Origin of the sequence: Deinococcus radiodurans R1 = ATCC 13939 = DSM 20539, assembly GCF_000008565.1 — a bacterium.
GTDB lineage: Bacteria > Deinococcota > Deinococci > Deinococcales > Deinococcaceae > Deinococcus > Deinococcus radiodurans.
In genome coordinates this window covers 151,317-164,353 of the sequence record NC_001263.1, presented here as the reverse complement: position 1 = coordinate 164,353, position 13,037 = coordinate 151,317, and the positions used below count along the sequence as shown (strand labels likewise).

The 13,037-nt window shown below is 68.6% G+C and carries 12 protein-coding genes and 1 riboswitch; of the genes, 3 read left to right on the top strand and 9 right to left on the bottom strand.

Features of this window, described 5'->3' with window-relative positions; all coding sequences use genetic code 11:
• Positions 1-11: 11 nt before the first annotated feature.
• The 5 genes from DR_RS00835 to DR_RS00815 all read right to left on the bottom strand — a co-directional run bounded on the left by DR_RS00835 (position 12) and on the right by DR_RS00815 (position 5,181).
• Complete coding sequence (locus DR_RS00835) at positions 12-470, bottom strand: hypothetical protein (protein WP_027480184.1); 459 nt, start codon at positions 468-470, stop codon at positions 12-14.
• A 95-nt stretch (positions 471-565) separates the two neighbouring features.
• A complete protein-coding gene (gene csaB / locus DR_RS00830) occupies positions 566-1,543 on the bottom strand; it encodes a polysaccharide pyruvyl transferase CsaB (RefSeq protein ID WP_010886807.1) in 978 nt (325 codons plus the stop codon).
• Positions 1,544-1,553: 10 nt separating this feature from the next.
• The gene (locus tag DR_RS00825; RefSeq protein WP_373969208.1) at positions 1,554-3,473 is read right to left on the bottom strand and encodes a DUF5693 family protein; all 1,920 of its coding nucleotides are present in this window, start codon (positions 3,471-3,473) and stop codon (positions 1,554-1,556) included.
• Between the two features lie 47 nt (positions 3,474-3,520).
• Complete coding sequence (gene udk, locus DR_RS00820; protein ID WP_010886805.1) at positions 3,521-4,153, bottom strand: uridine kinase; 633 nt, start codon at positions 4,151-4,153, stop codon at positions 3,521-3,523.
• Positions 4,150-5,181, bottom strand: a complete 1,032-nt coding sequence (locus DR_RS00815) for a Glu/Leu/Phe/Val dehydrogenase family protein (RefSeq protein WP_027480186.1) — start codon at positions 5,179-5,181, stop codon at positions 4,150-4,152. The genes udk and DR_RS00815 overlap by 4 nt, the downstream gene beginning before the upstream one ends.
• Positions 5,182-5,487: 306 nt before the next feature.
• Between DR_RS00815 and DR_RS00810 the strand changes: the two genes are divergently transcribed.
• Positions 5,488-6,864, top strand: a complete 1,377-nt coding sequence (locus tag DR_RS00810) for a hypothetical protein (protein WP_027480187.1) — start codon at positions 5,488-5,490, stop codon at positions 6,862-6,864.
• A gap of 106 nt (positions 6,865-6,970) precedes the next feature.
• Here the strand turns inward: DR_RS00810 and ribH are convergent, their stop codons facing one another.
• The 4 genes from ribH to ribD form a co-directional block, all read right to left on the bottom strand.
• Positions 6,971-7,438, bottom strand: coding sequence for a 6,7-dimethyl-8-ribityllumazine synthase (ribH, locus tag DR_RS00805; protein WP_010886802.1), 468 nt, complete (start codon positions 7,436-7,438; stop codon positions 6,971-6,973).
• Between the two features lie 94 nt (positions 7,439-7,532).
• Positions 7,533-8,747, bottom strand: coding sequence for a bifunctional 3,4-dihydroxy-2-butanone-4-phosphate synthase/GTP cyclohydrolase II (locus DR_RS00800; RefSeq protein ID WP_010886801.1), 1,215 nt, complete (start codon positions 8,745-8,747; stop codon positions 7,533-7,535).
• Positions 8,744-9,388, bottom strand: coding sequence for a riboflavin synthase (locus DR_RS00795; RefSeq protein ID WP_010886800.1), 645 nt, complete (start codon positions 9,386-9,388; stop codon positions 8,744-8,746). The genes DR_RS00800 and DR_RS00795 overlap by 4 nt, the downstream gene beginning before the upstream one ends.
• A 76-nt stretch (positions 9,389-9,464) precedes the next feature.
• A complete protein-coding gene (ribD, locus tag DR_RS00790; RefSeq protein ID WP_010886799.1) occupies positions 9,465-10,538 on the bottom strand; it encodes a bifunctional diaminohydroxyphosphoribosylaminopyrimidine deaminase/5-amino-6-(5-phosphoribosylamino)uracil reductase RibD in 1,074 nt (357 codons plus the stop codon).
• Between the two features lie 36 nt (positions 10,539-10,574).
• Positions 10,575-10,723, bottom strand: a riboswitch (FMN riboswitch).
• 181 nt (positions 10,724-10,904) lie between these two features.
• On the opposite strand from ribD, the gene DR_RS00785 reads away from it, so the two are divergent.
• Together DR_RS00785 and DR_RS00780 are read left to right on the top strand one after the other, a co-directional pair.
• Positions 10,905-11,738 (top strand): acetoacetate decarboxylase family protein, encoded by an 834-nt coding sequence (locus DR_RS00785; RefSeq protein WP_010886798.1) that lies wholly within the window; start codon positions 10,905-10,907, stop codon positions 11,736-11,738.
• Positions 11,739-11,806: 68 nt separating this feature from the next.
• Complete coding sequence (locus DR_RS00780; protein ID WP_010886797.1) at positions 11,807-13,012, top strand: cysteine desulfurase-like protein; 1,206 nt, start codon at positions 11,807-11,809, stop codon at positions 13,010-13,012.
• The last annotated feature ends 25 nt before the right edge of the window (positions 13,013-13,037 follow it).

Genomic DNA, 13,037 nt, shown 5'->3' with positions numbered 1-13,037 from the left:
AGGGGCTCGGCTCACTTGGTCGGCATCGCCAACACGATGATGAGGTTGTCGCCCGGCACCCCGATTTGCAGCAGCATCATGGCCTGGTTGCTTTTGTTGCTGATCAGAAACCGGCCATCGGTGCGGGCGTCTTTGCCGATCATGGACCGGAACTCGTTTTGCATTCCGGCGATGCTGTCTTTGGCTTCCTTGAGGGTCGATACCGACGTGTACCCCTGCTTGGCGACCGAGCTTTCCAGGGCGCTGAGGTTCACCGGAGTGGGGCTGCTGTAGAGCTCGAACCAGCCGCCGGCCCCCATTTCCGAGGCGACGCCCGTCTTCATCAGGCGGTAGAGAATCCCGCACTCTGGCTTCAGTCCCGCCGGAATGCTTTTGATGGTTCCGTTGGCAAAAGTCCCGGCCTTGACCGGGCAGGCGGACGCCAGGGAAGCGGAGCCGAGCAGCAACATCCAGGCCAGAGTTTTACGCATGGCGCGAGTGTACCCCGGCGCACCCGCCAGCATGCGCCGCCGCCTACAGGAAAGACCCGCCACTCAGGACGGGTCTCAAGAAAGAGGACGGGGTTTTAGTTTCCGCGTTGCCGCAGCCAGGCAAAACTCTCCATCGCCCGGAACTTCATGTCTTCCACCGCACTCCAGTCGGGGGTGGCGCGCTCGTAGGCGTGCGCGGTCAGGTCGGCGGCGTCGGGCGGCACGGGAAAGACCGGCGCCCCGGCGTCGTCGCAAAAGCCCTGCACTTTGGGATCGTAGGCGACGCCGGCAAAGGGCACCTCGGCGGCGGCGGCCAGAATCAGGGCGTGCAGCCGGACCCCGATGACGAAGCCGCTGCGGGCGATGGTGTCGAGCGCCAGTTGCGGGTCGCGGGTGCTGAGCACCTCGGCGGCGCCGAGCGAGCGGGCGGCCTCGTCGTCCTGCTCCGGCATGAAGCTCAGGGCGATGACCCGCCGCCCCCGCGAGCGCAGCAGCGCCGTCACTTCGCGCAGGGGGGCGAGCGTTTCAGTCACGTCGCCGCGCGGGGCAATGACCACGGTCGACATGTCGCGCTCCAGCCCCGCCGAGGGCCGCAGCAGCAGCGCCGGGTCGCCGCCGAGCCGCGCGGGCACGCCGAGCTGACCGAGCAGTTCCTGGCTCCCCCGGTCACGCACGACGGCCTGCACGCCGCGCAGTCCCCGCTGCACCTGCCGCCGCCCGGCCTCGCTCAGCGGCCCGACGCTTTGGTTAAACACGAAGACCGGCTTCCGCAGCAGCCGCGCCATGCGGATGACGCCGAGGTAATAGGTCAGCGTGCGGCTGCTCGTCTTGTCTTGCAGGAGCCCGCCGCCGCCCGAGAGCAGCAGGTCGGCGCGCAGCAGGGCGCGGCCCACGTCGAGCGGCTGCATCCGGGCCACCGCCTCGCAGCCGTAGAGCCGGGCACTTTCCGCCGGGTCGTTGGAGAGCAGCACCGGGTCAATGCCCTGCTTTTTCAGCTCGCGGGTAATCGCCAGGGCAATCGCCTCGTCGCCGGTGTTGCCGAAGCCGTAGTACCCGCTGACGACCGCCTTCACGCGCGCGCCTTCACGCCCGGGCCCTGGGGCCCACCGCCGCGTCGGGCCGGTAGCTGCGCCAGAACCCGGCGAGCACGTCGAAGAGTTTAACGAGCAGCAGCCCGATGAGCAGGCCGAGGCCCAGACCCAGAAAGCAGCGGGTGGCCGAAATCAGAAACGGCGTGTGGAAGTGAGAAAACGTGTTGAGGATGCTCGCCTGCCCCATCGTGCCGCCGAGCAGCATCAGGCCGCTGAAGTAGCCGGGCAGCTTGCCCGAGAGCCCCAGGATGGCGAGCGGGTGCGCGGCGACTTCCTTGAAGCGGGGGCGCACCATCGAGTCCTGCACGTTCTGACGCAGGCTGGACTCGAACTCGGTCACGCTGCCGCCCGTCGCGTTGCCGCGGCGCGAGTACACCAGCCCCAGCAGCGCCAGCCCCAGGCCCATCACGGCGATGTCGCCGAGTTTGATGGGTGCGTTGTACACGTCGCTCACTGTCTTGCGGATGTCCTGTTTGGGCAGGAAGCTCGCCGCGACCATCGCCAGCGGCAGCAGCAGCGTCAGGCCCACGCCACGGAAGGGGTGCAGGCCCAGCATGGAGTCGGGGGTGGCCCCCAGCGCCGAAACGAAGACGACGCCGACGAGACTCAGACCAGTGGCGATAAACCAGTCGGTGATGCGCGAACGCCGCAGCAGCAGCCCCAGCGCCGGGAAGGTCACGGCGGCGACGAGCGCGAAGCCCGCCAGCGGCGTGGCGTAGTTCAGGCCCAGGCACAGCAGCAGCGTGCCCGCCGCGCCGAGCAGGCCCAGGCGCCGCAGCGGCAGGCTCAGCCCGGCGAGCAGCAGCGCCGCGAGTGGCCCGATGATGCTCAGCCAGCGCAGCACGGGGCTGGGCTCAAAGGCAGTGGTCACGGGCATCCCAACCTTGATGCCGGAGTTTTTCATCAGCTCTTGCAGCCGCGCCAGCATGTCGGTCGTTTCGTTGATGGTCGGGAAAGGGCGCAAGTAAAGCAGTTGCTGGCTGCGCTCGCGAGCGGCGAGGTTGTACTTGCTGGCGATTTCTTCGGGGGTCAACTGGTTTTGCCAGCTCGGCGCGAGCGCAAAGAGCCGCACCCCGCCGTGGGTCAGCACCAGATCTTCCAGCCCGTCCTGAATGTTGCCTTCGATAACCGCCGGAATCCGCTGGCCCATCGCGCGGTCTACCTGCTCGAGCAGTTCGGGCGTGCGGGCGCCGATCACCGCGTCGTCGGTAAAGGCGACGTAGGGCACGGCGGGCCAGTCGGTGCCGACTTGCGAGACAGGCCGCGCCTCGTCGTTGTAAGGGCGGTAGACGAGGACCATGCCCTGCCGCTGGAACTCGGCGACCTGCGCCCGGTTGGGGCCGGCGGGCAGGTAGCTGGGGTCGCTCGGCCATTCCAGCCACGACTGGCCGCCCACCGTGACCGTGTGGGTGGGAATGGTGTAGCGCGCGGGCAGCGACTCGGCCACGCCCGGCACCACCGAACGCATATACACGGCGTTGGGCTTGACCGGAGCACCGGGGAACTTGTCGGCGAGGTCGTAGCCGTTTTTGAGCAAAATCTCGCCGCGCTGCTGCAAGCTGGCGACCGTGTCCTCGTAGAGCGCGACGCCGTTGACGCCGAGCGCCTTGTACCTGTTCAGCAGCGCCTGCGGGTCCTGGCCGTAGCGCCGCGCCTGAATGACGAGCGCCGGGTAGTCCATTACCAGCGCCGTCACCTTGCGCGACTGCTCGAACTGCACGCGCTGAAAGGTCAGAATCAGCGCCGGAATCAGCGAGAGAAACACCAGCCCCAGCAGCAGCGGCGTGCGGGGGTGCCAGTTGGGCGGCGGCACCAGACTCGGCCTGGCCGGGCCGGTCGGGACCACCGGGGCGGGGGATCGAAGAGGATCGGTCACGCCACTTATCCTAAGCCGGTTGAATGAAATCCACATCAAACCAAAGGTGGAGGGCCGCAGGAGAGGGCCTGCCGAAGGCAGGGCTAATCCCGCTGAGCCATCACCCGAATGCGGGCGGCGAGCATGTCGAGCGCCGGTTCGTTCATGCCGCCGTGGGGAATAATCACGTCGGCGTAGCGCTTGGTCGGCTCCACGAAGCTCAGGTGCATGGGGCGCACGAAGCCGAGGTACTGCTCGATGACGCTTTCGGGCGTGCGTCCGCGCTCCTGGGTATCGCGCAGCAGGCGACGGATGAAGCGCACGTCGGCGTCGGCGTCCACGAAGACCTTGAGGCCCATGCGCGAGCGCAGTTCCTCGTCGTAGAGGGCAAAAAAGCCTTCGAGCACCACCACGCGTCCCGGCAGCACGCGGGTGGTGTGGGCGGCGCGGGTGTGCTGGGTGAAGTCGTACTCGGGCATCTCGATCGGCACCCCGGCCAGCAGCGCGTCGAGCTGCTCGCGCAGCAGCGCCCAGTCGAAAGCGGCGGGGTGGTCGTAGTTGGTGTGCAGCCGCGACTCGAAGGGGATGTCGGACTGGTCGCGGTAGTAGTTGTCCTGATTGAGGACCGCCACCCCCTCGCGGCCCACCGTCTCGATGACCCGGCGGGTCACGGTAGTCTTGCCCGACCCCGAGCCGCCCGCCACGCCGATGACGAAGGGTGTTCCGGGACCGCTCACACGTGCACCAGACTGCCGATCAGGTCGATACGGCGCTCGGCCATCTTGCGGGCGACCACGTGCGGCGGCTTGCCGTACTGCGTGGCGACGCTCATGATGCGGCTGACCGTTTGATAGACCCGCTCCCCGGCCTGGTCCATGTTGACCCCGGTGGCCGCCGCGATCAGCCCCGCCGAGTTGATGGCGAAGTCGGGCACGTACATGATGCCGGCTTCCTTGACCGCTTCCTCGCCGCGCCGGGTCAGCGGGTGGTGCTCGCCACCCGCAATCAGGCGGCATTGCAGCCGGGGCACGTCGGCGCTCTGAACCGAGTGACCGAAGCCGCAGGGCGCGAACACGTCGCACGGCACGTCGAAAATTTCGCCCACCGGCACCACCGTCACGTGGCCGAGTTCCTCGGCGAGCGCCTGCGCCCGGTCGGGCCGGAAGTCGGCCACCGTCAGCTTGGCCCCCTCGCGGCTGAGGTGCTGCGCCAGCGTGCGCCCCACCGCGCCGACCCCCAGAATCGCCACCCGCACCCCGCGCAGGCTCTCGGCGCCGAGCGCGTGCTTGGCCGCCGCCTTCATGCCCCGGTAGACGCCGTAACCGGTCACCGAACTGGTATCGGTGTTCATGCCGAGCGTGGCGGGCGTTTCCTGCGCGACAAAGGCGATGTCGGCGGGCGTGACCCCGATGTCCTCGGTCAGCACCACGCGGGTGTTCATGTGCTGCACCTGCCGCCCCAGCGCGCGGAAGAGCGCCTCGCGGGCGTGCGGGTCTTCCACCCCGGCTTCGGGCATCAGCAGCACGCAGGCACCGCCGCCGTAGTTCAGCCCGGCGAGCGCCGCCTTGAGCGTCAGGCTCTCGGACAGCGCCAGGGCGCCGCGCACCGCCAGCTCCTCATCTTCCTCGCGCAGCCGCACGCCCGCGATGGCTGGCCCCAGCACCCGCGAGTGCACCGCCAGGACGCCGCGCAGCCCGCTGGGCGCGTGGTGCAGCAGCTTCAGGCTCTCGTGGCCGCGCGCCTGCATTTCATCCAGAATCAGCATTCTTGTTCCTCCCGGCGCCGCGCTGGGCACCGCTGCTTTTCGCGCCGTAGGGTAGCGCAGCAGGCAACAGGAAAAGAGTCAAAAGGTGGGGGACAGGACGACACCTCTCTGCCCCGTCTCCCCTGAAAACCCCCGCCCGACTGCATGAAGTTGACAGCGGCTGCATACGGCAGTATTCTTTTTTTATCACCGCCTGAGAAGGCGGATTTTTTATGGTCTGTTTTCGGGTTCTGTGAGCGTTGTGCTGAGCGCCGGCTGCGCCATATGGCCGAGGGCGGGGCAGCGGGTGCCCGCTAGAGTGCAGGCATGTTCTGGAGAAAAGCGAATGCCGCGCCCCGTGAAAGCGAAACGCTGCGCCGCGCCCGTGAGCAGTTCGGGACGGGCGACGCCCAGAGCGCCCTGGGCACCTTGCAGCAGGCCCTGACCGAGCAGCCCGAAGACCGCGCCGCCTACGCGTTCGCCGCCGAACTGCTGGCCGCAATGGGCGCCGAGGAAGAAGCCGCGCTGTTTCAGGCGGCCACCCAGAGCGAGCCTTTGCAGGCGCTGTTCGACCTCGGGATGCACTTCGCGGAGGCCGATCAACCGCTGGCGGAGCCCTTTCTCCAGCGGGCCTTCGAACTCAGCGGGCACCCGATCGCCGCGCTGGCCCTGGCGGAAACCAAGCGGGGGAATTTCCAGATTGAGGCCGCCGCCGAGGTGCTGCGCCGCGCCGACCCTCTTCCCTACTGGGGACAAGTGGAACTCGCCCGCACCGAGCTGATGCTGGGCCAGCCGGACAGGGCCCGCCAACTGCCGCGAGAGGCCGCGCAGGTGCCTGTCGCCGAACGGGAACACTACGCCACCAGTACCCAGCGGCTGAGCGACATGCTCGCCCGCTTCGAGGCCGCGACCCGGCCCGGCCTGGCCCGCCCGCTGGCCGAGTGGACCATCCGCGAGTGGCATTTTGTGCAGTACGGCGCGGCGATTCTGGACTACATGGACGAGCGCGTGGGCGCTGGCGCGCTGGAGGTGGCCGGCGGGCGCTACGTGTACCAGAGCGGCGGCACCGACGAAGTGGCGCTGATTCTGCACAAGCTGCGCCAGTTCTTGCAGGACGTGGGGCAGGTGCCGCCCGTCGTCTGGGCGGTCCCCGAGCGCGATTCGGAGGTGCTGGGCCGGGCACTGGCGAGCCTGCTGGGCGTGCCGTTGGTGACCGGGGAACGCCCGCAAGGCGCCGCGCTGATTGTCGCCGCCGACAGCAAGTTCCTGCTGCAAAGCGAGCGCGACGTGGAAGAACTCGGCACCGTGCGCCCCGGTCAGGTGGTGTTCGCCTACACCGTGAACTGGGTGGACGCCGGCAACGTGACCCCCGACGTGGCGGGGCTGCTGAGCCAGATGTATGTCTTTCCCTGGGCCGGGGGCCAGATGCGCCTCAACATGGACGACCCCGAAAAACCGCAGGTGGAACAGACCGAACCCGACCTCCGCCCCGCCGAGGCCATCGCGCAGGAGGTACTTGCCGCGACCCCCGGGGCCGACCCCGGCTTCGAGGAGACGCTGGCGTTTTACCGCCCACTGCGCGGCGAACTGAGCCTGAACCGCACCGGCACGACGCGCTGGCCGTTCCTGCGCGAAAGTCCGGTGCCGGGCACCTCCTTCGGCGCACCGGGCCTGCTCGATGGATTGGAAGAAGCCGAAACGTAAAGCATTTGACATAAGAATGCCTTGCGTTTTTGACCCTCTACCCTCGTGGGAGAGGGCCTTGCGAAGCAAGGGGTGAGGGGGCTTTTTCTGTCAAATGCTCTAAAACTCAGCGCTCGATTTGCTTGAGCAGGTTCGCCGTTTCGATCATCGCCAGCACTGCCTCGCCGCCCTTGTTGCCGGCTTTGATGCCCGCGCGGTTGAGCGCCTGCTCCACGGTGTCGGTGGTCAGCACGCCGAAGGCGACGGGCACGCCGGTGTGCAGCGAGGTGTTCAAAATCCCGTTGGCCGCGCCGCCCGCCACGAAGTCGTAGTGGTCGGTGTCGCCCTTGATGACGGCGCCGAGGCACACCACCGCGTCGTACCGGCCCGTTTCGGCGAGGCGGCGGGCGACGAGCGGCACCTCGTAGGAGCCGGGAACGAGGAAATGGTCGAGGTTTTCGGTCTTGCCGCCGTGCTGCACGAAGGCGAGTTCGGCGCCCTCCACCAGCCGGTCCACGATGAGGTGGTTCCAGCGGGTGCTGACGAGGGCGAACTTGAGGTCGTGGGCGAGGAGGGTGGCTTCGATTCTTTGCATGGAGTGCTCCTTTGGAGGGTTGATGGTCGAGGGGTCCGCTGCGCTGATGGTTGATGGAGAGGGACTTTTCCCATCAACCATCAACCATCACCGGTCAACGCAGATGCCCCAGCTTCTCCCGTTTCGTTCGCAGGTAGCCGGCGTTGTGCGGGTCTTCGCCCACATGCAGCGGCACGCGCTCCACGACTTCGAGGCCGAAGCCCGAGAGACTGTGCAGTTTGCGCGGATTGTTCGTCATGATGCGGAGTTTCCGGGCGCCGAGCAGGTGCAGGATCTGCGCCCCGATGCCGAAGTCGCGGGCGTCGGCGGGCAAGCCGAGTTGCAAGTTGGCGTCCACCGTGTCGGCCCCGCCGTCTTGCAGGGCGTAGGCGCGAATTTTGTTGAGCAGGCCGATGCCGCGCCCCTCCTGCCGCAAGTAGATGACGGCGCCCCGGCCTTCCTCGGCAATCGCCTGCAACGCCGCGTCGAGCTGCGGGCCGCAGTCGCAGCGCAGCGAGTGGAAGGCGTCGCCGGTCAAGCACTCGGAGTGAACACGCACCAGCAGCGGCTCGGGCGTGACCTCGCCCATCACCAGCGCCACATGCTCGGCGCCGCTGAGGGTGTCCTGAAAACCGATGAGGCGAAAGTCGCCGAAACGGGTCGGCAGCTCGGCCTCCGCGACCGGCTCCATGAAGGGGTCGTGCTCCATGCGGTAGGCGATCAGCGCCTCGATGCTGCCGACCTTCAGCCCGTGCTTCTCGCCGAAGGCCAGCAGGTCGGGCAGGCGGCTCATCTCGCCGTCGTCGCCCATGATTTCGCAGATGACCCCGACGGGCGCAAAGCCAGCGAGGCGGGCGAGGTCGCACCCGGCCTCGGTGTGCCCGGCGCGGCGCAGCACCCCGCCGGGGCGGGCCACCAGCGGAAAGATGTGCCCAGGCCGGCGAAAGTCGGTCGGCTGCGAAGTGTCCTCCAGCAGCGCGGCGATCGTCGCGGCGCGGTCGTAGGCGCTGATGCCGGTGGAGTTGCTGCTGTGATCCACACTGACGGTGAAGGCGGTGCCATTGGGGTCCGTGCCCTGTCCATAAGCTCCGGCCCCCACCATCGGCGTGAGGTCGAGCCGCCGGGCGCGCTCGGGCGTGAGCGTCACGCAAATCAGGCCCCGGCCCTCGCGCGCCATGAAATTGACCCACTGCGGCGTGGCAGTCGCGGCGGGCATCAGCAGGTCGCCCTCGTTCTCGCGGTTCTCGTCGTCCACGAGGATGACCGGGCGTCCGGCACGGAGTTCGGCGAGGAGGTCGGGAATGGTCGAGAGGGTGATGGAGTCGCTCATTGCTGGACCTCTGCCGGACTTGCGGCGCCTACGGCGAGCAGCCGCTCCACATATTTCGCCACCTGGTCGGCTTCCAGATTGACCCGCGTGCCGGCGCGCCAGTGCTTCAGCGTGGTGACTTCCAGCGTGTGCGGCACCAGCCAGAGGGTGAATTCGTCGAGCGGCCACTCGGGGCGGCTGCCGGCGGGTCCGCCCACGTCCACCAGCGTCAGGCTCACGCCGTCCACGGTGACGCTGCCTTTGGGCGTCAAATATTTAGCGAGGGAGCGCGGCGCCCGTACCCGCATGGTGTAGGCGCCGGGTTCCTCACGGACTTCCAGCACTTCGCCCACGCCGTCCACGTGCCCGCTCACGATGTGGCCGCCGAACCGGGCCTGCGCGGTCATGGCGCGCTCCAGATTGACTTCCTGGCCTGCCTCCCAGTGCGGCGCGGTCTTGGCGAGGGTTTCCCGGCTGAGGTCTACGCAAAAACTCTGCTCGTCCCAGCCGGTCACGGTCAGGCAGGTGCCGCCGCAGGCGATGGACTCGCCCAGGACGAGGTCGGCCCACATCTGCGTGGGGGCGATGGTGACGGCGAGGTTGCCGTTTTGTTCGGCGGCGTGCGTGACGCGGCCTATCTGTTCGATGATTCCGGTAAACATGTGGCTCCCTTGGGGAGCGTCTAAGGGTCAAAAGGTCTTAACGTCTAAGGGCGACTTCCCTTAGACCTTCGGACCTTCAGACGCTTAGACCTCCAATCACTAGAACGTCGTTTCCGACCACTTCGACCCGCTCCACCGCCAACTCCGTCGCCGCGTGCATACTCCGCACCGGCGCGAGCAAGGGCGAGAGGCCCGCGCCAAGCAGTTTGGGGGCGACAAAGACGCGCAGTTCGTCTATCAATCCCGCTTCAAAAAAGGCGCTGGCGAGGGTGGGGCCGCCTTCAAGCAGCAGGGTGGCGACGCCCAGCCCGGCGAGCTGCTCCAGAGCGCCTTGCAGCGAATGGGCGTGCAGCACCGTCACGCGGGGGTCGCGTTCAAGCGGCGTGCTCCGGCCCTCGCGCAGCACCAGCACGGTGCCCTCACGGACGGCGCGGGCGCTGGCGGGCAGGTGGCCCTCGGGGTCAAACAGCACGGCGCGGGGGTCGCGTCCGCCGTCCAGGCCGCGCACGTTGAGCTGCGGGTTGTCGAGCAGCGCGGTGCGGGCGCCCACCGCCACGGCGTCCACCTCGTTGCGCCACGCCATTACGCGGGCGCGGGCTTCGGGGCCGCTGACCGGGCCGTTGCCCTCGTTCAGGGCGGCGACCTTGCCGTCGAGCGTCATGGCGTATTTGTAGATGACGTGGGGGCGGCCCCGCGTGACCAGCGAGCGAAAGCCGGCTTGCTGTCGCACGGCTGCGGCTTCCAGCACGCCGGTTGCGACCTCGATGCCCGCCGCGCGCAGTTTTTCCAGCCCGCGCCCGTTCACCTGCGGGTTGGGGTCGCCCGCCGCCACGACCACACGGGCCACGCCAGCGGCAATCAGCGCGTCGGCGCAGGGTGGGGTGCGCCCGTCATGGCTGCACGGTTCGAGCGTGACGTAGGCGGTGGCCCCGCGTGCCCGCTCGCCCGCCTCACGCAGCGCGAAGACCTCGGCGTGGGGCTCTCCGGCCTTAGGGTGAAAGCCGCGCCCCACTATTTCACTGGCGATTTCACCGTCACGAACGATGACGCAGCCCACCGGCGGATTCGGGCTGGTTCGGCCCAGGCCCTTGGCGGCCTCGTTCAGGGCCAACTGCATGTATTCCGCGTCAGGCGGATGTTCCGTATTCATACGCGGACGCCGCCTGCTGGGGGGCAAGCTGAGCGTCTCCTCCTTCTTTCGTCCGGACTGTGACCGTCGGCTGCCGAGTTGCGCGGCATCGGGCCCGGCGCGTGGTGCGGTTTGCGCGGGCTTCGCGGGCTTGTTCGGGAGAACTTACCGCCGGTGGGGAATTTCGCCCCGCCCCGAAAGAGGTCGGTTCCTGAAGAACCGCGTTCAGGGTACGGCACCCGCGCCGCAAGGAAGGTGCCTTCAGGGGCCGGGGGGCTGAACGGGTGCAGTAACACCTCCGGCGTTCGTTTTTTCTTCACAACGCCGCTGCGCTGACGAAAGTCCGGGGGCGGCGGGGCTAGGGTCAACACAGTCAAGGAGGCTTTTATGGCGAAGCAAGACACCCAACTGCTCGGCTCGGCCAACCCGACCGAACTCAAGACGCCCTTTTTTCAGGTGCCCACCCACCACCGCGCGTTCAGCCTGGGCGTGATGGCGCTGCCCACCCGCTACACCGACGCGGGCTGCGTGATGGCGACCTTTGAAGTGGACTGGGACGCTGCCAACGCGCTTATCGAGGCGCCGGACCTCGACCTCGTGCGGCTGCCCAACAGCAAGGCCCTGATGAACGTCGTCGTCTACGAGTACCGCCGCTTGACGAACGGCACGCCCTACAACGAGGCGGGCATCGCGCTGCTCGTCAATCCGCAGGGCTACCCGCTGCCCGCCGACCCGCAGGCCGCGCTTGACCTGCCCGCCGACCGCCGCCAACTCGGCGACTACATCGTGGACCTGCCGGTGACAACTGCCCCGGCGTGCAAGGCGGGGATTGACCTGTGGGGCTACCCCAAGTTCGTGACCAACATTGACTTCGCGCTGCAAGGCAAGAGCTTTGCGGGCACCGTCCACGACCCCGAGCGCGAGGACGAATTCATCCTGAAACTGGAGGGTGAAGCGGGCGCCGAAAAGCGGCTCGACGACTGGCAGGACCTCGTGCTGTACTCCAAGTTCGAGGACCAACTCTTCCGCGCCACGTCGGTCACCCGCAGCGACGAGGGCCGCAGCGCGGAGCCCGGCACCTTCGTCCTGACCGTCTCCCCCACCTCGCTGCACCCGATGGCGACGCGGCTGCGGCAGCTCATCGGCGACACCGCCACGCCGACGGCGGTGAGCTACACGCCCCACTTCCAGTTGCGGCTCAACGAGGGCGTCGGCATCTGAAGCTGGCGGTCCAGACGGCCCCTCGACCGGCGGCGGGGGGTTGGCCGCCGCTCCCCTACACTGCGGCCATGCAGACAGCCGGGCCGATCACACGCGAGGCGCTCCGCACCCAGTTTCCCAGTCTTGCCGGAGGCCGGGCCTACCTCGACAACGCCGCCGGGGGCCTGCTGCCCACCCGCAGCATTCAGGCCGTCACCGAGCACCTGACCCGCTTCGGCGCGACCAACGCGATGCCTGGGCACGCGCCGGGGCAACAGATTGGGCAGCTCAAGGCGCGGGCGCGGGAAGGCACGGCGCTGTTTCTGAACGCCGAGGCGCCGGACGTGGCGCTGGGGCCGAGTGCGACCGCGCTGGCGTTCCGGCTGGCGGCGGCCTTTGCACGGCTGTGGGGCCCCGGCGACGAGGTGATCGTCTCGGGCCTGGAACACGAGGCGAACGCCAGCCCCTGGCGCGAGCTCGAGCGGGTCGGCGTGACGGTGAAGGTCTGGCACGCCCGTGCCCCCGAGATGCGGCTGCACCCGGATGACCTCGCCGCGCTGCTTTCCCCGCGCACCCGGCTAGTAGCGGTGACGGCCGCGAGCAACGTGCTGGGCGTGGCCCCCGACATCGCCGCCATCACCGCGCAGGTGCGGGCGGCTGGTGGCTGGACGGTGGTGGACGCCGTGCACGCCGCGCCGCACCTGCTGCCCGATGTGCAGGCGTGGGGCGCAGACTTCGTGACCTTTAGCCCCTACAAGGTGTTCGGGCCGCACCTCGGCGGGCTGTGGATCCGCCCCGAGCTGCGCCCGCAGTTGCCCTGGCCTCGGCTGAGCTTCGTGGAAGACGGCGACATCACTGGCATCGAACACGGCACGCCGCAGTACGAACTGCTCGCCGGGTGGCTGGGGACGCTCGATTACCTGCGCGAACTGGGGGGCGGCGACACCTTGACCCGCGCCGCGCTCGTCGCCGCGTTTGAGCAGATTGCCGCGCTGGAACGGCCCGTCACTGAGGCTCTGCTCACCGGTCTGCTCGCTCGGCCCTATGTGACGGTGTACGGCCCGCAGACGCTGGAAGGCCGGGTGGGCACGGTGGCTTTCCAGGTGCAGGGCGAGGCGCCGCTCGACACCGCCCTGCGCCTGAGCGCCCAGGGGGTGGACGTGGCCGCCGGGCACTTCTACGCGGTGCAGCCGCTGCGCGACCTGGGCCTGTATCCGGACGGCGTGGCGCGCGCCAGCCTCGCGCACTACACCAGCGAGGAGGACGTGGCACGACTCCTGGCGGCGCTGGGCTGAGGTTGCACTCCGCTCTGCCCCCGGC